Origin of the sequence: Lentzea californiensis, assembly GCF_024648825.1 — a bacterium.
GTDB lineage: Bacteria > Actinomycetota > Actinomycetes > Mycobacteriales > Pseudonocardiaceae > Lentzea > Lentzea californiensis.
Genome location: NZ_JANBBE010000017.1, coordinates 60955 through 79731, shown reverse-complemented (window position 1 = coordinate 79731; position 18777 = coordinate 60955). Strand labels below are relative to the sequence as shown.

The 18777-nt window shown below is 70.6% G+C and carries 17 protein-coding genes; 10 read left to right on the top strand and 7 right to left on the bottom strand.

All coding sequences use genetic code 11. From position 1 onward, the window contains the following. The first annotated feature begins 44 nt into the window (after positions 1–44). Both LX88_RS39390 and LX88_RS39385 read left to right on the top strand, forming a co-directional pair. Positions 45–923 carry an ABC transporter ATP-binding protein gene (locus tag LX88_RS39390; protein WP_258952848.1) on the top strand — a complete coding sequence of 293 codons (879 nt, stop codon included), beginning with the start codon at positions 45–47 and terminating at the stop codon, positions 921–923. Then, on the top strand, positions 920–1729 hold the full coding sequence (locus LX88_RS39385; protein WP_258952847.1) for a hypothetical protein: 810 nt from the start codon (positions 920–922) through the stop codon (positions 1727–1729). Before LX88_RS39390 ends, LX88_RS39385 begins: the two co-directional genes overlap by 4 nt. Positions 1730–1732: 3 nt before the next feature. Here the strand turns inward: LX88_RS39385 and LX88_RS39380 are convergent, their stop codons facing one another. Continuing rightward, on the bottom strand, positions 1733–2380 hold the full coding sequence (locus tag LX88_RS39380) for a DUF3558 domain-containing protein (RefSeq protein WP_258952846.1): 648 nt from the start codon (positions 2378–2380) through the stop codon (positions 1733–1735). A gap of 474 nt (positions 2381–2854) precedes the next feature. Between LX88_RS39380 and LX88_RS39375 the strand changes: the two genes are divergently transcribed. From LX88_RS39375 to LX88_RS39355, 5 genes are all read left to right on the top strand, one after another. Continuing rightward, positions 2855–4129 (top strand): NsdA family TPR-like regulatory protein, encoded by a 1275-nt coding sequence (locus tag LX88_RS39375; RefSeq protein WP_258952845.1) that lies wholly within the window; start codon positions 2855–2857, stop codon positions 4127–4129. A gap of 35 nt (positions 4130–4164) precedes the next feature. Beyond that, positions 4165–5121: an AAA family ATPase gene (locus tag LX88_RS39370; protein ID WP_258952844.1), complete on the top strand. Its 957-nt coding sequence runs from the start codon at positions 4165–4167 to the stop codon at positions 5119–5121. Then, positions 5118–6287: a DUF58 domain-containing protein gene (locus LX88_RS39365; RefSeq protein WP_258952843.1), complete on the top strand. Its 1170-nt coding sequence runs from the start codon at positions 5118–5120 to the stop codon at positions 6285–6287. The genes LX88_RS39370 and LX88_RS39365 overlap by 4 nt, the downstream gene beginning before the upstream one ends. After that, on the top strand, positions 6284–8497 hold the full coding sequence (locus LX88_RS39360; protein ID WP_258952842.1) for a transglutaminase TgpA family protein: 2214 nt from the start codon (positions 6284–6286) through the stop codon (positions 8495–8497). Before LX88_RS39365 ends, LX88_RS39360 begins: the two co-directional genes overlap by 4 nt. A 199-nt stretch (positions 8498–8696) precedes the next feature. Then, positions 8697–11264 (top strand): PKD domain-containing protein, encoded by a 2568-nt coding sequence (locus LX88_RS39355; protein ID WP_258952841.1) that lies wholly within the window; start codon positions 8697–8699, stop codon positions 11262–11264. 3 nt (positions 11265–11267) lie between these two features. Here LX88_RS39355 and LX88_RS39350 read toward each other — a convergent pair whose 3' ends face one another. Genes LX88_RS39350 through LX88_RS39340 form a run of 3 tightly spaced genes read right to left on the bottom strand, consistent with a single transcriptional unit; the run spans position 11268 to position 14174 of the window. Beyond that, a complete protein-coding gene (locus LX88_RS39350; RefSeq protein ID WP_258952840.1) occupies positions 11268–12653 on the bottom strand; it encodes a toll/interleukin-1 receptor domain-containing protein in 1386 nt (461 codons plus the stop codon). 37 nt (positions 12654–12690) lie between these two features. After that, positions 12691–13680, bottom strand: coding sequence for a hypothetical protein (locus LX88_RS39345; RefSeq protein WP_258952839.1), 990 nt, complete (start codon positions 13678–13680; stop codon positions 12691–12693). Beyond that, positions 13677–14174 carry a hypothetical protein gene (locus tag LX88_RS39340; protein ID WP_258952838.1) on the bottom strand — a complete coding sequence of 166 codons (498 nt, stop codon included), beginning with the start codon at positions 14172–14174 and terminating at the stop codon, positions 13677–13679. Before LX88_RS39340 ends, LX88_RS39345 begins: the two co-directional genes overlap by 4 nt. On the opposite strand from LX88_RS39340, the gene LX88_RS39335 reads away from it, so the two are divergent. The 3 genes from LX88_RS39335 to LX88_RS39325 all read left to right on the top strand — a co-directional run bounded on the left by LX88_RS39335 (position 14145) and on the right by LX88_RS39325 (position 16016). Further along, the gene (locus LX88_RS39335) at positions 14145–14933 is read left to right on the top strand and encodes a Crp/Fnr family transcriptional regulator (protein ID WP_258952837.1); all 789 of its coding nucleotides are present in this window, start codon (positions 14145–14147) and stop codon (positions 14931–14933) included. The genes LX88_RS39340 and LX88_RS39335 overlap by 30 nt on opposite strands. An 82-nt stretch (positions 14934–15015) precedes the next feature. Continuing rightward, on the top strand, positions 15016–15339 hold the full coding sequence (locus LX88_RS39330; protein ID WP_258952836.1) for a hypothetical protein: 324 nt from the start codon (positions 15016–15018) through the stop codon (positions 15337–15339). 245 nt (positions 15340–15584) lie between these two features. After that, the gene (locus LX88_RS39325; protein WP_258952835.1) at positions 15585–16016 is read left to right on the top strand and encodes a helix-turn-helix domain-containing protein; all 432 of its coding nucleotides are present in this window, start codon (positions 15585–15587) and stop codon (positions 16014–16016) included. Here the strand turns inward: LX88_RS39325 and LX88_RS39320 are convergent. From LX88_RS39320 to LX88_RS39310, 3 genes are all read right to left on the bottom strand, one after another. Beyond that, on the bottom strand, positions 15970–17046 hold the full coding sequence (locus tag LX88_RS39320; protein WP_258952834.1) for an MAB_1171c family putative transporter: 1077 nt from the start codon (positions 17044–17046) through the stop codon (positions 15970–15972). The genes LX88_RS39325 and LX88_RS39320 overlap by 47 nt on opposite strands. Beyond that, on the bottom strand, positions 17039–17542 hold the full coding sequence (locus LX88_RS39315) for an ImmA/IrrE family metallo-endopeptidase (RefSeq protein WP_258952833.1): 504 nt from the start codon (positions 17540–17542) through the stop codon (positions 17039–17041). Before LX88_RS39315 ends, LX88_RS39320 begins: the two co-directional genes overlap by 8 nt. Positions 17543–17665: 123 nt before the next feature. Continuing rightward, entirely contained in the window at positions 17666–18766 is a 1101-nt protein-coding gene (locus LX88_RS39310) for a serine hydrolase domain-containing protein (RefSeq protein WP_258952832.1), read from the bottom strand. Positions 18767–18777: the final 11 nt, after the last annotated feature.

Below are 18777 nucleotides of genomic sequence, written 5' to 3'. Positions count from 1 at the left end.
CGAATCAGTCCACGACGGACAGTGACTACCGCTACGGTGGGTAGGTGCTTGCAGCGTGGGGGCTGACCAAGGCCTATGAGGGTCGCACCGTCGTCGACCAGGTGGGGTTCGAGCTCCAGCCGGGCACCGTGACCGCCTTCCTGGGGCCGAACGGCGCGGGCAAGTCGACGACGTTGCGCATGATCACCGGACTGACCCGGCCCGACCGCGGCCAGGCGACGATCGCGGGGCGCGCGTTCACCGCGTGGCCCAACCCGTCCCACGTCGCGGGCGTGCTGCTCGACGCGGCGGCCGTCCACCCCGGACGGAGCGGCCGGAGTCACCTGCGGATGGCCGCGACGCTGGCCGGCGTGCCCGCGCGCAGGGCCGACGAGGTGCTGGAGCTGCTGGGGCTGGCGGACGCCGCCACCCGCAAGATCGGCAAGTACAGCCTCGGCATGCGGCAGCGTCTCGGCATCGCGCACGCGCTGCTCACCGATCCGCCGTTGCTCGTGCTCGACGAGCCCATCAACGGCCTCGACCCCGAAGGCATCCGCGCGGTGCGCAACCTGTTGCGGGGGCACGCTTCCCGGGGCGGCACCGTGCTGCTGTCCAGCCACGTGCTGTCCGAAGTGGACCAGACGGCCGACCGGGTGCTGGTGATCGGCGGCGGGCGCATCGTGGCGGACGGGCCGCTGGCGAGCCTGATCACGTCGTCCCGCTCCCTGGTGCGCGCCAAGGACATGAACCGCCTGGCGGAGTCGTTGCAGCGGGGTGGCATCGCCATCCAGCCCGCGCCGGACGGCTTCATCGCCGCGCACGCGCCGGTCGAGAAGATCTCCGACGTCACGTTCGCCGCGGGAATCCCGTTGCTGGGCCTGCGCGAGGAGCAGATGAGCCTGGAAGACCTGTTCTTCCGCCTGACCAGTGGAGGTAGGTCATGACCGTCGGTCATCCGGCCGCGTGGCAGCAGCAACAGCAACAGCCTCCTGCCGCACCGGGCCCGTGGGCCGCCCGTGCCGCCCGGTCGTCGTCGTTCTGGCGGCTGGTGGCGGTGGAGGCGCGCAAACTCGTCGGCACCCGGTCGGACAAGATCGTGATGGCCTGCGCGCCGGTGTTCCTGCTCGGGCTGATGGCGCTGTTCACGTTGCTGCAGACGAACCTCGCGAGCGCGGGGAGGCAGCTCCAGCCGATGCTCATGGTGATCCAGCTCGGCCTGCTCCTGGTCTTCGCGACCGTGATCAAGCTCGTCGCGGGCGAGTGGCAGTACAAGAGCGTGCAGCCCACGCTCCTGGTGCAGCCCTCGCGCCTGCGTTACCTGCTGGCGCAGGGCACGGTGCTCGCCGGCGTGTGGCTGGCGTGCTCGCTGTTCACGTTCGTCCTGTACCCACTGATGATCAAGAGTGCCGCACAGGGGATCAACCACAACTACCTGCTCGGCTCCCGGCCGGGCTGGGTGCTCGGCGTGACGATGCTGGCCACCGCGCAGGTGCTGCTCACGGCTTTGATCGTCTCGTTGCTCATCCCGAACACGGGCGGCTCGCTGACCGTGTTCTTCGTCGTCGTGCCGCTGCTGGCGGTGGCCCGCCTGGCGCTGCCGGAGGTCTTCGGGCTGATCTACCCGCTCGAGGCGGCCTGGCACATGGCCGGTGACGGCGCGGGGTGGCCGCAGACGATCTCGTCGCTGGTGGTGTGGCTGACGCTGCTCGCCGTCTCGCTCGTGCTGCTCAGCAGGCGCGACGCGGGCTGAGGCTCAGCCCGCGCGGCTGCCGCCGTTCTCGTCGAGCAGCGGCAGCAGCTTCTCCGCCGCCTCCTTGGCCCTGGGGCAGAAGTCGCGCAGGGCGCGGTCGATCGGCTGGTCGACGTCCTGGGCCGACAGCGCCATGCTCTCGTCGAAGTCCATCGAGGCCGTGACCTCGAACGGCTGCTCGGAGCCGGTGTCGACGGTGACCGTGCAGCTGTCGTTGACCGAACCGGCGATCTTGGTGACGGCGTAGTAGCGGTCCAGCAGAATCGACCGCTGGAAGTAGCCGCCCGCGCCCAGATCGCCGTTCCAGGCGTCGGAGAAGTACTGGGCCCGCGACTTGCGGTTCGACATCGGGCTGAACAGGTGGATCGAGAGGTTCCCCCACGACTCCCGCGCGTTGCAGCCGCCACCCATGCCGTCGGCGGGCTTCGACTCCAGCCCGAGCACCGACTGGAGATCGCGCGGAAGCGTGCCGCACTTGTTGTCGAAGACGGCGGGCCGTGACTTCACGAAGTCGAGGTTGTCGTAGTTGACCGCCTGCGGGTCCAGCTCCGGTCCCGGCGAGGCCACCGGCGGTTCGGGCGGCGCGGTGCAGGCCGTGAGAACCGCGATGCAGGCCAGTAGTGCGGTGTAGCGGATCGTGCGCGTGCCCATGCCGTCCAGTTCAGCACATCCGTGATCTTCTGGCGCCGATTCGGCGCAGTTGACCGGGTGCACGACCGGGTGACGCGTGGTCAGGAGGGCGCGCCCGTCCAGTCCCTGTTCACTCTTCGGTTCCCCTTCTCGACGTTTGTCTGTGGCGGCAGGACTGAGCCCCCAGCCCCGGCCTGCCGCCACACCCCCAGAAACCGGACGACGTCTTGCGTGCCGTCCGGAACCAGCATGTCCCGCAACGACTCCGCGGGGCAGGGGTCTCCCGTCTCCCGATCACGAAGGCGACGGGAGACGCCTGGGATTCGGCCGGGCGGCGGATCAGACTCGGAGTCAGCCAGGCGTCCGCCGACGCCGGCGCTCCGGGGACTGGGCCTGCGACCAGCGGCTCAGTAGTCTGCAACGGTCGATTCACCGGCCGCTGGGAGCGGCGGTCGAGGGCGGGGACGAATGGCTGAGCAGTCGGATGTCTTTGGGGTGGAGCTGCGGCGCCTGCGCACCGCGGCGGGCCTGTCGCTGGCGGCGCTGGCGCAGCAGCTCCACTACAGCAAGGGCTATCTGGGCAAGATCGAGACTGGATTCAAGCAACCAGGTGTTGATCTGGCCCGGCGCTGCGACGCGGTTCTCGGAGCCGGTGGACGTCTGGCAGCCCTGGTGGACCAGCCCGCCCCCGCGAGCCCGCTCGCTGCCGTCGCGGCCGACGGCGACGGCGAAGTGTGGGTGATGAGCATGGCTCCGGACGGGTCGAGCTGGATGGTTCCGATGCCTCGGCGCGAGGCGATCGCGGCGGGCGCCGCCTCGTTGTTCGGACTGACGCTGGGGGCTCCCCGCGCCGCCTCCGCGAGCGCCGCCCACGACGGCACCCTGGCGGCGTTCCGCTCGTTGTTCACCGAGGTCAGGAAGCTGGGGCAGACGACGAGCCCCAGCGTGGTGCTGCCGATGGTCACGGTGCACACCCACACGTTGCGCGGCATGGCCAACGGCGCGCCCACCCCCGTGCGCGAACAGCTGCTGGGGCTCGCCGCCCGCTACAGCGAGTACGCCGGGTGGATGGCCCAGGAGGCCGGTGACGACAGGGCCGCGATGTGGTGGACCCGCAACGCCGTCGAGATGGGCGCCGCGGCCGGTGACACCGAGATGGCCACGTACTCGCTGATCAGGCAGGCGTTGATCACGCTCTACCGCGAGGACGCCGCCGGCACCGTCGACCTGGCGCAGCAGGCGCAGGCCGCACCCGGCACCTCCCCCCGCGTCCAGGGGCTCGCCGCGTTGCGCGAGGCCCAGGGCCACGCGCTGGCCTGCGACTACGACAACTGCCGGCGCGCGCTCGACCGCGCCGCCGTCCTGCTCGCCAGGGCGGACACCGCCGACGGCATGGTCATGGGTTCGGCCTCGGTCAGCGGCGCCGACCTGATCAGCCTCGTCGAGGCCTGGTGCCTGCACGACCTGGGCCAGTCCCGCCAGGCGGCGGACGCGTTCGACCGCCAGCTGTCCCTCGTACCGGACAGCGCCCACCGCACGCACGCGCGCTTCGGCGCCCGCCGGGCCCTCGCCTACGCCAGCGCCGGCGACATCGACCACGCCAGCGCGTTGACCGCGAAGGTCCTCGACGCCGCCGACCTGGTCGACTCGGCCACCGTGCGCCAGGACCTCAAACACCTGGCCCGCCTCCTCGGCCGCGAGCGCAAGCAGGCCTCGGTCAGCGAGGTCTACCCCCGCCTCAACGCGGCACTGCGCAGTCAGCTCCACTAACGATTCACCGAACACAGCACGATGGGGGCGTTGAAGTGTCCGATGCGGCGATTTTCCAGCGCAGGTTCGAGGCGCTGGCCGCGAACGTCGAGGACTTCATCCGCGGCAAGCCCGAGGTGGTCAGACTGGCACTCGTGTGCCTGCTCGCCGAGGGCCACCTGCTGATCGAGGACGTACCGGGCGTGGCGAAGACCTCGCTCGCCAAGGCGATCGCGCGCTCGATCGCGGGCGCGGAGGTGAAGCGCATCCAGTTCACCCCCGACCTGCTCCCGTCCGACGTGACCGGCGTGCAGGTGTACGACCAGGGCCGCTCGCGCTTCGAGTTCCGCCAGGGCCCCGTCTTCACCCACATCCTGCTGGGCGACGAGATCAACCGGGCCTCCCCCAAGACCCAGTCGGCACTGCTGGAGGTCATGGCCGAGGGCCAGGTGACCGTCGACGGCCGCCCGATCCCCGTGCCCTACCCGTTCCTGTGCATCGCCACCCAGAACCCGGTCGAGCACCAGGGCACCTACGCCCTGCCGGAAGCGCAGCTGGACAGGTTCATGATGCGCATCAGCATCGGCTACCCGGAGAACCTGGCCGACGAGGTCAGCATCCTGTCCTACGGCGTCACCCGCCGCCGCCCGGACGAGCTCAAGTCCGTGATGGAGCTCGACGACCTCCGCCTGATGATCCGGGCGGTCCGCGAACAACGCGTGGCCGACGACCTCCGCGAGTACGTCGCCCGCCTGGTCCGCGCCACCCGAGTCCACCCCGACGTGGAACTGGGCGTGAGCCCGCGAGGCGGCATCTCCATGATCACCGCGGCACAGGCCTACGCACTGGCCGCGGGCCGTCCGTACGTGACGGCGGACGACGTGAAGGCCGTGGCCGTCCCCGTGCTGAACCACCGCCTGCTGCTCACCCCGGAAGCCCGCATCCAGCAACGCACCTCGGAATCGGTGCTCGGCGACGTCCTGGCGACCGCGCCGGTGCCGGCTGGCCGATGAGCGCCGCCTCCCGGCTCAGCAGAACCGGCCTGACCTCGGCCGGGGCCTGGATGGCGCTCGCCGCCGTGTGCCTGGTCGCCGCCGGGGTGTGGGCGGGCTACCCGGAACTGGTGACGCTGGGCCTGGCGGCCGCGGGCACCCTGCTGGTCGCGGCCCTGTGGCTGCTGGCGACTCCGAAGCTGACCGTCGTGCGGGAGATCCAGCCTCGCCGCGTGTTCGAGGGCGAGGCAGCACAGGGCGCATTGACCGTCATGAACGTGGGTCGCCGCCGCAGCCCACCGCTGATGGTCACCGAAACCGTCGCGGGAAACCGCACCACGGTCACCGTGCCCGCACTGGCCGCCGGTCACAGCTGCACGGTCAGCTACCCGCTGCCGGCGAGCCGGCGCGGGCGCTACCTGATCCCGCCGGTGCTGCTCGGGCACTCGGATCCCCTGCGGCTGCTGCACCGCGGCCGCGCGGCCGGTGCCGAACTCGCCCTGCACGTCTATCCGCGAGTGCACCACCTGTCCACGGCCGTCGACGGTGGCCCACAGGACTCCGAAGGCCAGACGACCAGCAGCACGTCTCTCGGCGGTGTGGCGTTCCACAGCCTGCGGGAGTACGCACCCGGCGACGACTGGCGACGCATCCACTGGGGCGCGACGGCCCGGACCGGCACCGTGATGACCCGTCATCTGGTGGTGCCCGACGAGCCGCGCCAGCTGGTCGTCCTGAACACGAGTTCCACGCCGTACACCGGAGGCCTGTTCGAGGACGCGGTCAGGGTCGCCGCCTCGCTCTGCGTCGCGGCGGAACGGTCGGGGCTGCCGCTCCGGTTGTGCACCACGCGGGGAGCCAGTGGTGAGTCGAGCAGCGCGGCGCTGGAACTCCTGTCCGCTGTGGACGACCGCGCCGAGGACCTGGGCCTCGCCGCACTCCCGGACCTGGTGCGGGACGTCGTCTCCAGGAGCCAGGGCGTCGCGCTGGTGGTCGTCACCGGCCGGGTGGACGCGGAAACGGCACAGCTGCTGATGGCGCTGCGTCCCCGTTTCCTCTCGGTCGGTCTCGCCCAGTTGGTCTCACAGGACACCGCTGCGACGCCGAGGCCACGCGGTGTGCTCTCGGTCGCCGCGCCGGCCAGTGAGAAGTTCGCCGCCGGCTGGAACCGGCTGGTGCTGCGATGAACCAGCGGAGGTTCGCACCGGGCATCCCCCTGACCGAGGTGGCTCTGGCGATGGGCGCCTGTACCGCCGCAACGCTGGTGTACCAAGGGTTTTTCACCTCGTACAGCTATCTGCCGGTGCTCGCGCTCGCGTGCCTCGCCGGCGGAGTGGGTGCCGCTCTGGGACATCCGCGCACGTGGACATCGGTGGTGTCGGGCGTCACCGGGCTGGCCCTCGTCATGATCTACGGCGTGTTCGGTGGTGCCGCGCCGGCCGTGTTCGACGGCGTGCGCGGCAGTTGGAACCGTCTGCTCACCGTCACCACGCCCGCCGACACCTGGGGTGAACTGCTGGCGGCGCCGGCCCTGGTGACCTGGGCGGCGGCGTTCTCGTCGGTCGTGCTCGTCCTGCGGACGCGCAGCGTCCTCGCTCCGCTGCTGCCGCCGTTGACGAGCCTCGTGTTCGCGCTCCTCGTCGTGGGCAACCAGACAGGAGCACACCCGGCCGCCACCGTCGTGTTCCTGGTTCTGGCTCTCGTGCTGACCGCGCTGCGCACCCGCCACGGCGCGGTTGACGCGACGGTCCGGGTGCAGACCCGGCCAGGTGCACCGGTCACAGCCCTCACGGCCGTGGCAGCGACGCTCGCCGCCAGCGCGCTGCTCGGCGTGGGCGGTGCGCAGGTGGTGTCCCTGACCTCCGACGGCGCCCGGTTCGACCCGCGTGACCTGCTCGCGCCACCGATCCAGAACACCGGCACGATCACCCCGCTGGCCCAGCTGAAGAGACAGTTGGCCGAGTCTCCTCCGCGCACGTTGTTCACGGTGCGGGCGGATCCCGAGTCCTCGGAACTCCTCGAGCGGGTGCGCACCGCCGCTCTGGACGAGTTCGACGGCACCACCTGGACCTCGTCCGGGACCTACCGCGTAGCCGGGAACCGGCTGACCGCGGACCCCGAAATGGATCACAGCCGGCAGGTGGCCGCCCGCATCGAACTGAAGGAGTTCCCGGGCCCGTACCTGCCGGTCGTGGGTTGGCCGACGAGGCTGGCCGCGGCGGGTCAGCCCTCCGGCTGGTTCGGGTTCGACGCGGGCTCGGGCGTCGCGGTCGGCACCGGCCCCCTTCCTCAGGGACTCGGCTACGACGTGACGGGAGAGATCGCCCCGGCCGGACCCGAGTTGTGGGAGGTCTCGACGACCCCGAACCACTCGCCACCGCTGCCCGCCGGTGCGCCGGCGGTTCTGCGTGAACTGGCCGACCGCTACACGGGGACGGCCTACCAACGGCTCATGTCGCTCTCCGCGTACCTGCAGGGCATGTCGTACCGGTTGAACGGCCCCCCAGGGCATTCCTACGCCTCCTTGGCCCGTCTGTTCGCCGACGGCGTCTCCGGAGGCGGCTACGCGGAGCAGAACGCCGCCGCGTTCACCGTGCTCGCACGGATGTGGGGGTTCCCGGCCAGAGTCGCGGTCGGGTACCGCCTGCGCAACCACCGCGACGGCGTCTTCCAGGTCACCACCGCCGACGCCCACGCCTGGTCCGAGGTGCACTTCGCCGGCTACGGCTGGGTCGCGTTCGATCCCACTGTCCCCACGTCCACGAGCACCGCGAACCCGCCGCCGGAGGCACCGCGCGTGGTCCCTCCGAGCGCTGCCCCGCCGACGAGCGCGAACATCGCCCAGCCCGCCGAGTCACCGGCCGGTGAACTCGCGGGCGACCAGGCTGCCGGCTGGACCGCGGTCCTGAACGGCACCTGGGTGCTGGCCCCGGGGATCGCACTCCTCGTCGTGGTCGCGGCCGCAGGCGTGGTCATCGCGAAAGCCCGCCGCCGGAAACGGCGGCGGCGTGCACCTGATCACGCGGCGCAGGTGCTCGGTGCGTGGCAGGAACAGATGGACCGGCTGGCCGAGCGCGGTGTCGCACCACCGGTCTCGCTGACCTTTCACGAGGTGGCCGAACACGTGCGCGACAGCCTGGGCGCCGCGGCGAACCCCGTGGAGGCCGCCGCCGAGCTGGCCACCAGAGCGGTCTACGCCCCCGATCACGTCGGCCAGCGGGAAGCCGACCAGGCCTGGGAACTCCTGGAGCGGCTGACCGCCGGGCTCTACCCGGGACGCGTGTCGGCGGCGCGGTGGCGTGCGGCGGCCGATCCACGCCCGCTGTGGACCGCGTGGAGCACCGCTCGTCGCCGTCGCCAGGCGAAGGACGACCTGGAGACGGGACGGTACCGATGACTTGCGCGCACCGAAATCGTGACAGCGCTGAGAGACAAGGCTTTGCTCGTTCGCTCTTACCACCCGCGACGAAAAGGGGAATCATCGCGATGGACAGAGGTGCCCTGGCGCCGCAGGAGGCCGGCATCGCCGCCTCCGCGAGCAGTGGCGACAACCTGGTCGTGACGGCGTGAACGCGCCGCACCGGCGAGCCCGTCTCATGATCGCGCTGACCGCCATCGCCGCGACCGTCGCGGCCGTTCTGGTGGTGGGCTCCGGATACAGCACCTCACAGGTGCGGATGCTGTCGGGCTCAGTCTGGCTGACGTCCACCCAGACCGGCGAGATGGCACTCGTCGACGGCGCCTCCGCCGAGGTGAAGGCGCACGTGCCGGTCTCAGCGGCCGGCACGGCGTTGTCCGTCGTCCAGCGGGGAAGTGCGGCCGTGGTGCTGGACCGGGAGACCGGCCGGCTCAGCAGCGTCGACAGTGCCACGGAACAGGTCTCGCCACCGGTGGAAGTGCTTCCCCCCGGCGGCGAGCTGGTCCTGCTGTCCGCTCCTGATCTGCTGTACGTGGTCGACGTCCACAGTGGAACGGTCGCCTCGGTGGATCCGGCGACGCTCCAACCGAGAGGCGAGCCCGACCGGCTGGCGGAGTCGCTCCGGCCGGACAGCGTCACCGTGGACGACGAGGGCCGGTTGTGGGCGATCGACGACACGACCGGCGACCTGGTCTGGCTCAGCGAGGGGGAACGCCGAACGCGTTCCGCCGCCGGAAACGGCCGGCTGACCGCACCCGGCGGCAGGCCGGCGCTGGTGGATCCAGGCCGCGGCACGGCCGAGTTGCTCGACCCCGAGACGGGTGCGGTCACACGGTCGATGCGGCTCGACGAGCGCACCCGCGACGCGACGACGATCGGGACGTCCACCGACCGGGCGAGAGTGCTGATCGCGTCCGAGGACCGCGGTGAGCTGTTCTCGTGTTCCTTCGATTCCGGGTGCGGTGACCCCGTGAAGATCGGTTCGTCCGATTCCGACCTGGGGACACCGGTCGAGATCGACGACCACGCGGTCGTGCCCGACTACGCGACCGGGCAGGTGACGATCATAGATCTCGCAGGCTCCCGGGTGGTCGCGCAGCGCCAGCTGTTCGACCACCCGACACGATTCGAACTGATCACCCGCGACGACATCGTCTTCTTCAACGACCCCTCCGGCAACGCCGCGGGAGTGCTGGACCTCAGCGGCGACGTCCGGACCCTCACCAAGTACACCGCCGGTCCCGCGGGTGACGTCCCGTCCACGTCTGATCCGCGCACGGTGGACCAGGCGACGAAGGTGGACAGCCGCAAGCAGCAACCGGGGCTGGGACTCCCCGGCCAGGCGGACCGGCAGGCCAACCCCGCCCAGCCCGGTCTGAAGCCCCTGGCGTCCATCGTCGTCAGTCCCGGCACGCACGGCCTGGTCGGCGAGGAGTTCGAGCTCACCGCGGTGCTGCGCCCGCCCGTGGCCGCCGGCACGGCCTGGACGTTCGGTGACGACACCACCGGGACGGGCCGCACCGTCCGGCACCGGTGGACGCGCGAAGGCACGTTCGTCGTTCGCGCCACCTCGACACTCGCCACCGGCACCACCGTGCGGGCGGAGACCGTGGTGACCGTGGCTCCCGCGGGGGCGCCGCCGGGTATCTCGCGGATCGACATCCAGCGGCCCAGGCCGGTGATCGGCGAGTCGGTGCACTTCAGCGCCGAGATCACCGGACGACCGGATCTGTGGCTGTGGACGGTGACGAGGCCTGGTGTGGACGGGCCGGAAGCCGTCGCGGAGACCCCCGAGTTCGACCACAGGTTCTCCACTCCGGGTGTTTACACGGTCTCCCTCGTCATCGGGAGCAAGGGCAGAACCGCAGTGCTCACGCGGCAGCTCACCATCTCGAGAGGTGCCGTCAAGTTCTGGGGCACCGACCACCTCGAACAAGTGGCGCAGGTTCCGCCGGCGGCATCGAGCGGTGTGGTCGCGGTCTCCGCCGGGAACCTGCACTGCCTGGCGCTCAAGTCGGACGGCTCCGTCGCCGCCTGGGGCGACAACACCGAAAAGCAGACGTCGGTGCCGGTCGCGTTGAGCGGCGTGGTGGCGATCTCCTCCGGGACTTACCACAACCTGGCGTTGAAGTCGGACGGGACGGTCGAGGCCTGGGGCCGCGATCTCGATGAACTGTCGACGGTCCCGCCGCGGGCCTCACGTGACGTGATCGCGATCTCCGCCGGTGGCTCCCACAACCTGGTGCTGAAGGACAACGGCGAGGTCATCGCGTGGGGCAACAACGGTTCCGGGCAGACGTCGGTTCCCCTGGCGGCGAAGAGTGGTGTCATCGCGATCTCCGCCGGCGACAGTCACAGCATGGCGTTGAAGGACGACGGCTCGGTGATCGCCTGGGGTGACGACGGCCTGCCCTACGCGGTGGTGCCGGAGGCCGCCACCAGCCGGGTGACCGCCATCGCCGCGGGATCCAACCGCTCGCTGGCGTTGAAGGAGGACGGGACGCTCCTCCAGTGGGGGTTCCAGTGGGCGGAAGAACCCCTGGTGCCTCCGGCCGCGCACGGCGGCGTCGTCTCGTTCGTCTTCGGCGGAGACCACGCCCTCGCTCTCAAGGCGAACGGCACTGTGATCGGCTGGGGAATCGACCATTCGGGTGAGACGACGATTCCACCCCAGTACGACGGCAGCGTGCTGGCCATCGCCGCCGCCAGCGACTACAACCTGGCGGTGGTGGAAGACCTCGGCTGACGGCTACGAGTACCGGGCACGGGTGGCCTGGCGCAGTTCGCGCCAGGCCGCGGCAACGTTGTCAGGCTCTCCGCCGAACGCCCCGGCGCGCAGCAGCACCGAGTCAGCGTCCAGCCGCGCGGCGTTGCGCTGGTAGAGGACGGAGTCGTCGTGGTCGAGGCGCACCGCGAACTCGCCCAGCGACGAGAACGGCGCGTCGTGCAGTTCCAGCAGGCTGCGCAGGAACTCGTAGTCCGCGAACGCCCACTCGAACGCCGGGCCGTCCACGACGTTGAAGAACACGCGGCTGAGCACCTGCCTCAGTTGCACGCTCAGCGCCTGGTGAGGAGGCGCACCGCCCCAGGTGGGAAGTGCTGCCGCGTGCCGCGGGTCGACCACGTTGCGCAGCGCCAGTTCCCGCAGCACCGGCGTCGTGCGGCCGTCCGCGGAGGTGGCCGCGGTCCGGCACAGCAGGCGGTGCAGGAGGTCCTCCCTGTTCGCCGCCGTGGCGGCGACGCCGATCACGCAGGTCAGCAGCAGCGCCGGGTAGGCCGAGGCGTTGACCCACACGTCGCGCGCGCCGTGGTGCCGCGGTTGCCTGCGCAGGAAACGTTCGACCAGGGTGGTCCACACCTCGTCGTGCCGCCGGTCGCCGGACCGCACGCCGATGGCGACGAGACGCAGCAGTGGGGCCAGGTCGTGCTCGTAGCCGGTGAGCCGCTTCTCCAGTTCGGAGGGCAGGTCACTGTCGTGGAGGTGACCGGAGGTGGGATACCGCGCCTCCGTCAGCAGTTCGAGCGCCGCCGCGGCTGCCGCCTGGACGCGTTCGTACACCGACTGGCCGAGCGGCTCGGACAGGGCCTGGCGGAACTCGGTGATCGGGCTGCGCAGCTCGCCCTCGGCCGGGCGGCCGGGGCGCGGGGCGGACGACGAGCGTGGTGCGACGAGTTCCGGCACCAGCTCGACCAGTTCGTCCACCAGGCGGGGCAGGTCGAGGTCGTCGCTGCGGTGGTGGATGCGCAGGTACTGGCAGCGGGCCACGCGCTGCAACGCGTCGGGCAGGTCGGCCTCCCGCAGCGGGTCGATGCCGTCCATCAGCACCGGGATGACCCGCAGCCCGCAGTCGAAGGCCTCGAGGATCTCGCGGCGCACCCAGTCGTCGGGCTTGTCGAGGCGGCGGACGCCCTCGCGGTCTACGGCGTTCACCCAGCGGGGGCCGATGAGGGCCAGGAGGACCTCGCACCGGCGCAGGCCGCTCAGGATCTCGCGGGAGAAGTCCTCGCCGAGGCGGATCGACTGGCTCGCGTAGAAGACCTGGTCGCCTCCGAAGCGCGCGCTCAACTCCCGCTTGACCAGGGCAGCCGCCCATTCACCGTCACCGGTGCGGTAGTTGACGAACACGCCAGGCATCGCCCTAACCCTCTCACGTGAGGCTGTGGCGAGGAGATTACTGACCGCCTCCAAAGCGGTTTCCCACCCGGCGCTCTTCGCGGGCCTGTTCGACGCGTTCCTCCAGTGCCGTGAACCACTCGCGGCCCGGTGCGCCGCAGTGGTCGCGGATCTCGTGCTTGAGGTCGGAGGTGTTGGCGTTCAACGTGCGGACCATGCCCAGTCCCTCGTCCACATGGGTCCGCAGCTCGCCCTGGGAACGGACCAGGTGTGCCGCGGCGGCCCTCATCTCGGCGCGGGCGCGGCTGCTCACGGTCAACTGGTAAGGCGCGCGCCGGGCGTGGCGGACGAGGCTCGCCATCGTGCGCAACGAGTTCTGGGCTGAGTGGTAGGCGATGTGGGCGGTGTCGGCGCACTGGTAGGACTCGCGGTGGAACACCCGCAGGGAGTGGAACTCGACGCCGGGCCGCTCTGAACGTTGGAGCTTCTCCACGCGGGCGCGCACCTGCTGGGCCTGGCGGCGCACCCGGTCGTTCTGGGTGCGGACGCGCCGCAGCGACTGGTCGGCCTCGGCGGCCGCCGCCCGCACCTCCTCGACGGTGACCCTGCGGGCGCGGCGGTCCCAGAGCCTCATCACGACCAGGACGGCGACGCCGATCAGCGCCGCGCCGCCGAAGAGCGCGGTGCCGTCGTCGATGACGTGGTCGCCGGGCAGGGAGGGCTTCTTCCGCTGGAACACGTGGACGTTCACGGCGGCGAGCAACACCAGGCCGCGCAATAGGAAGCCCGTCCAGCGCCGGATCGGTGGCGAGCGGCGCAGCCGGCCGTGGCGGCTCAGCGCGATCCGCACCAGCAGCGCGGCCATCGGCACCGCCACGGCCGTGCCCCAGAGCCACTCCTGCAGGTGCACCGCGTGTTCGGGCACGCCGTCGACGACGATGCGCGCCGCGACCGCCGGAGACACCAGCACGATCGCCAGCGGCATCCCGAGGAACAGGGCGAGGAACGCGAACGCGCAGCCGCCACAGCCCCGCTGATCGCGGCTCACCGGGTGCGACGCGGTTTGGTGCGGCGGGCGGGTGCGAGAGCGGCCGCGCCGGATCCGTTGAGCACCTTGTCGATGACGTCCGCGACGCCGCCGGTGAGTTCGGAGTGGTGCTGCACGAGCATGGTGGTGAAGTGCTGGGTCAGGTCGATGTAGGCGCGGCGTTCCGCCAGTTCCAGTCCCGGCTTGACGGTCGCGCGCTGCATGTTGACCATGCACTCCCGCAACGCCGACGCGCTCCTGTCGGCCCGGCCCAGTTCCTCCCGCATGCTGCGCAGGGTCGCCGTGGACTCCCGCCGGCGCTGGTCCAGCAACGCCAGCTTGACCTCCTTGTCGTCCACGGCCTTCGCCTCGCTGAGGCGGCGAATCTCGGTGGCCAGGGCGTACGACTCGGCGACGCACCGGCCGGCGTCGCCCAGTGGGCTCAGCTGCTCGGCGACACGTGACAGCGCGTCGGTGAAGCCGACTTGGCGACCCTCGACAGTGACCAGACCCATGGAATTCTCATCCTGCCACCCGCGCGCAGCGTTACACCCCGAACGAACTGGGTCACGATCCACGGCTGCGCTGGACTTGGGACGGGTTGCCGGAATCATGAGAAGCATGATGATCGACCGGTCTTTCTGGGGGATGCTCGACGAGGCCGATCGCACCGCGTTGCGGAACTCCGCGACTCGTGCCGAGTTCGCATCCGGTTTGATCATCTGCCATCAAGGGACCAGTCGCGCAACGTGCTCGTGGTGTCGAGGGGCAGGATCCGGGTGAGCCGGTTCACCGTCGCCGGCGAGGAGACGGTGCTCGCCGTCCGCGGGCCCGGCGAGATCATCGGCGAGCTCTCCGCCGTGGACGGCCGTCGTCGTTCCGCCACCCTGACCGCGGTGGACGCCGTCAGCGGCCTGGTGATCTCCCCTCGTGCGCTGAAGTCGCTGTGTCACGTGCGGCCCGGCATCACGTGGGCGATGCTGCGCGTCGTGGCGTCCCGCCAGCGGGCCATGGTCGGTCAGCAGGACCTCCGCACCGGACCGTCGCTGCACCGCGTGGGCGCGATGCTGCTCGACCTCGCGCACCGGGAGGCGGACGACCTGATCGCGACGGTGCCGCTCACCCAGCGCGAGCTGGCCGGAATCGCGGGTATATCCCGCGAAACGCTCGCCCGGACGTTGAAAGTTCTGCGCGAGAGCGGAATCATCCTGACCCGGCGCAACGGCATAGAGATTCTTCGCGAGGAAGAATTGCGCGTCCTCTGCGGGATTTGACGCTGTGTGGCATCTGACGCAGACATCCGCGGCCCGTGGCGATTTCCTGGGGACACAGTTCGCCGAGCCCGCAGGAGCCGTCATGAAGCGCCGTTCACTGCCCGACCCCGACTCGCGCACTCAGGTCCTGCGGGCGCGGCGCAAGCACACGGAGCAGATCGTGCTCACCGTCGTCTTCACCTTCGTCGAACTGTGGGCGATCGTGGCCGTCGTCGTGCTGCTGGAAGCCCGCGGTGTGCTGGCCGTCGCCGTCGCCGTGGTGCTGTCGGCGTCGCTGATCGCCCTCTGGGACACCTGGCGCACGCTGCTGATGTTCGGGCGGGCGTTGCGCTCCTGGCTGCCGGACGAGCTCCCCGCCGCGGACGCCGAACCGCCACGACGGCCGTCGAACCTGGTGCGGCTGTAGGTGCCGGCGTGGCCCCGGCGGGGGGCGGGGCCACGCCACCCCCAGTGACGTGGCCCCGCCTCACCGCCGCTGGTCCGGGACCGGCTGTGCCGTCCGGACGCACCGTTGACTGACGTGAACCAGGAGTCGAGCGGATCCACAGCAGTCGAGGCGAGGCAAGTTAACCCTGGTCCACCCCTGATCGTCAACCGGTGTGAATGCGGTATTGTTGTGATTCACACCAGTCAAAACGTGAGGTGGGCTGGATGACCGAGCGTGAGAAACCTCAGCCGCACACCCTGGCCGCACGGCTGGAGTACCTGTTCCGCTCCATCCGGGCGTCCGGGCAGCGCGAGTACAGCAACGAGGACGTCGCCGAGGCGATCACCCGCGACCAGGGCGTGACGATCTCCGCGTCCTACCTCTGGTACCTGCGCACCGGCCAGCGCGACAACCCCACGCTCAAGCACCTCACCGCGCTGGCCACGTTCTTCGGCGTGCCGGCCGCGTACTTCTTCGACGACGCCGTGCGCGAGCAGGTGGAGGGCGAGATCGCGCTCGTCACCGCGTTGAAGGACAACGGCGTCCGCGAGGTCGCGATGCGGGCGGCCGGGCTGTCGGACCGCAGCCTCGACACCATCACCGAGGTCATCAACCGCGTGCGCGAGCTGGAAGGCCTGCCGCCGAAAGAGTCCTGAACTCGCGGGCGAGGGCGGGCAGCCCGGCGACGTCGAGCGCGGGCAGACCGGCGGGACCGTCCTCGACGGGTTCGTCCCTGGCCTTCGCCGCCAGCGCGGCCACCAGCGCCGCGGCTTCACCGTCCCGCTCGGCGATCCGGGTGTCCCAGTACGCGCGCAACGCGAGCCGCCCGTCCAGGATCTCGATGACGCACCGGTACAGGCGCAGGTCGATCGGCGCCCGGACGCCCGGCGGCATGAGCGCGATGCCCGGCATGACGTCGTAGCAGGCCCGCCACAACGGCCGGAGCGTGCGGTACGTGCGGTACTGCTCGATCTGAGGACCCCACAGGTAGGCGGTCAGGCCGACGACGAACAGCACGAGGACGAGCCCCGACAGCGTCGTCGACACCGGCCCCTCCTGCCAGGGCGGCGTGACGTCGAGCCGCGTTCCCAGGGCGTACACGGCCTTGTGCGAGGTGTACGCGAACCCGACCAGGCTCGCGATCGACCACAGGCGCAGGGCGAACCTCATCGGCCCCTCCTGCGCGCCGCCCGCGAACCGCCGCGTGAGCCGGAAGACGTCGGCCAGGACGAAGGCGAAGTAGCAGAGGTACGCGAGCAGGTACTCGGTCACGAACGGCGCCTTGGCGTACGCCCGGACGAAGTCCTCCGCGTCGTCGCCGGGAGAGGCCAGCAGGAACAGCGTGATCATCGCGACGAGCGCGCCGGACGCCGCCGCGATCCGCACCGCGGTCGCGCGCACCGTCAGCCCGGCCGCGTGGACGACGAACATGTTCAGCCAGAACACGCTGACCACGATGAACACCGGCTGCACCAGCCGCACGAGGCTCGGCGCCTCGGCCAGCCACGGAATCCGCAGGTAGAGCGGCGGAAGCCCGACCGTGAACCCCAGCGCCAGGAAGAACAGCGCGAAGCACACGGCCACGCTGCCGAAACTCCGCGACGGGCGCCGCACGAGGACGAAGACCCGATACGCCGTGCAGGCCCACAACAGCACCACGACGAGGATGTGGAACGCCCTAAGCACTCAGCACCTCGCGCAGCCGGGCCAGCTCGGGGTGGGCGCCGGCGTCCGGCGTGACGGTGACCTCGAACCCCGCCCGCATGAGCACGACCGTGGCGAACAGCTCGGCCTCCTGCTCGTGCTCGTTGTCGTAGCTGTCACGGCACAGCAGCTGCCGCACCACCTTCGGGTCGAGGTTCGGCGCGAGCAGGCGCGCGGTGAGGTCGTCCAGCTCGGCGACGCCGGCGTGCTCGAACACCATGTGCCCGATCTCGTGCAGGACGATGTGCGCGCGATGCGCCTCGCCCACGGACTCGTCGTAGAAGATGTAGTCCGCCTTCTTCGCGGCCACCCACAGCCCGGACGGGTTGGAGGTGCGCGAAGTCAGCGCGAGCAGGTGAAGAGGCCTGCCGCGCTGCTCCGCCAGCCGTTCACACAGGGCCGTGACGTCGAGCGGTGTGCTGATGCGCAGTCGCCGGATCTCTTCCTCACAGCGCTTCCGCACCCGCGCCAAGTCCACGGCCCGATTCTAATGGGCCCTTCCCGGGTGGAATCACGGCGTGAGGATCGCCCTGCCTCGCACCCGCCCGCCGAGCTCGGCATCGGGGGGCGACGATCTACCGCAAGATGGCGCAGTACGGCATCAGGGCCGATCAGCTGCGGGGCTGGTGACCGCGTTCGCGATGCGCAGCGTCATCAGCTGCTGGGCATCGTTGCGCGCCGTCGGCGTGAACGAGTACGCGATGCGGCGCTGCTGGTCCCGCGTCGAGAACAGGCCCGCGTTGTACCCGTACTGCTCCCCCGTCTTGCCCCAGACCGTGACGCCGTTGATGGTGAACGTCTGCAGCCCGGTGCTGTACGCGGCGGGTCGTCCGTCCACCATGGACACGTTCGGGAGCGTGAACAGCTTCTCCTGCAACGCGGGCGGCAGCAGGCCGCCGTCGAACAGCGCCTCGGCGAACCGGGTGAGGTCACCGGTCGTGGAGATGATGTCGCCTTCGCCGTAGGACTTCGACGTGTTGAAGTCGGAGACGTCGACCAGGCCCTGACCGGGCACGTCCAGGTAGCCGTGGACGTGCGCCCCGCGGATGCCCGTCTCGTTGCGGCCGGGCACGTAGGTCTTGGTGAGCCCGAGGGGACGCACGATGCGCTTGTCGACCTCGTGACCGTAGCCGTGGCCGGTGACCTTTTCGATGATCATCGCGGCGAGCACGTAGTTGATGCCCCGGTACTCCTGCCGCGTGCCAGGGATGAACTTCGGCTCGGTGGCCGGGATCATCTTCAGGCGCTGGTCCGGCGCGTACCGGTCGTAGCGGTGTTCGAGGACCTTCTCCGGCGTGCTCAGGTCGGGGAAGCCGACCTCGAACGGGATCCCGCTGGTGTGGTCGAGCAACTGCCCGACCTCGACCTCGTCCAGCGTCGGCGGCAGGTCCGGGAGGTAGTGCCGGACAGGCGTTTCCAGGCCGATCTTCCGCTCCGCGGCGAGCTGCAGCACGACCGTCGCCACGAACACCTTGGTGACGCTGCCGATCCGGAACCTGTCGTCCGGCCGGACCGGGCGCTGCGTCCGCCTGTCCGCGACGCCTTCGGTGCCGTACCAGCACCCCGCCGAACCCGAGACCCGCAGCTGCGCGGACGTCGCCGCCGGGTTGTCCAGGTCGGCGATGGCCGCGCGCAGCAGTTCCGGCTGCAGCGGAGGCAAGGGAGCCACCGCGACCATCGCCGCGATCAGGAGTGATTTCATGATCACCACGG

Coding starts and splice junctions, on each gene's coding strand:
- LX88_RS39385 (WP_258952847.1), top strand. CDS start 920: ATGACCGTCGGTCATCCGGCCGCGTGGCAGCAGCAACAGCAACAGCCT.
- LX88_RS39380 (WP_258952846.1), bottom strand. CDS start 2,380: ATGGGCACGCGCACGATCCGCTACACCGCACTACTGGCCTGCATCGCG.
- LX88_RS39365 (WP_258952843.1), top strand. CDS start 5,118: ATGAGCGCCGCCTCCCGGCTCAGCAGAACCGGCCTGACCTCGGCCGGG.
- LX88_RS39360 (WP_258952842.1), top strand. CDS start 6,284: ATGAACCAGCGGAGGTTCGCACCGGGCATCCCCCTGACCGAGGTGGCT.
- LX88_RS39355 (WP_258952841.1), top strand. CDS start 8,697: ATGATCGCGCTGACCGCCATCGCCGCGACCGTCGCGGCCGTTCTGGTG.
- LX88_RS39350 (WP_258952840.1), bottom strand. CDS start 12,653: ATGCCTGGCGTGTTCGTCAACTACCGCACCGGTGACGGTGAATGGGCG.
- LX88_RS39340 (WP_258952838.1), bottom strand. CDS start 14,174: ATGGGTCTGGTCACTGTCGAGGGTCGCCAAGTCGGCTTCACCGACGCG.
- LX88_RS39330 (WP_258952836.1), top strand. CDS start 15,016: ATGAAGCGCCGTTCACTGCCCGACCCCGACTCGCGCACTCAGGTCCTG.
- LX88_RS39325 (WP_258952835.1), top strand. CDS start 15,585: ATGACCGAGCGTGAGAAACCTCAGCCGCACACCCTGGCCGCACGGCTG.
- LX88_RS39310 (WP_258952832.1), bottom strand. CDS start 18,766: ATGAAATCACTCCTGATCGCGGCGATGGTCGCGGTGGCTCCCTTGCCT.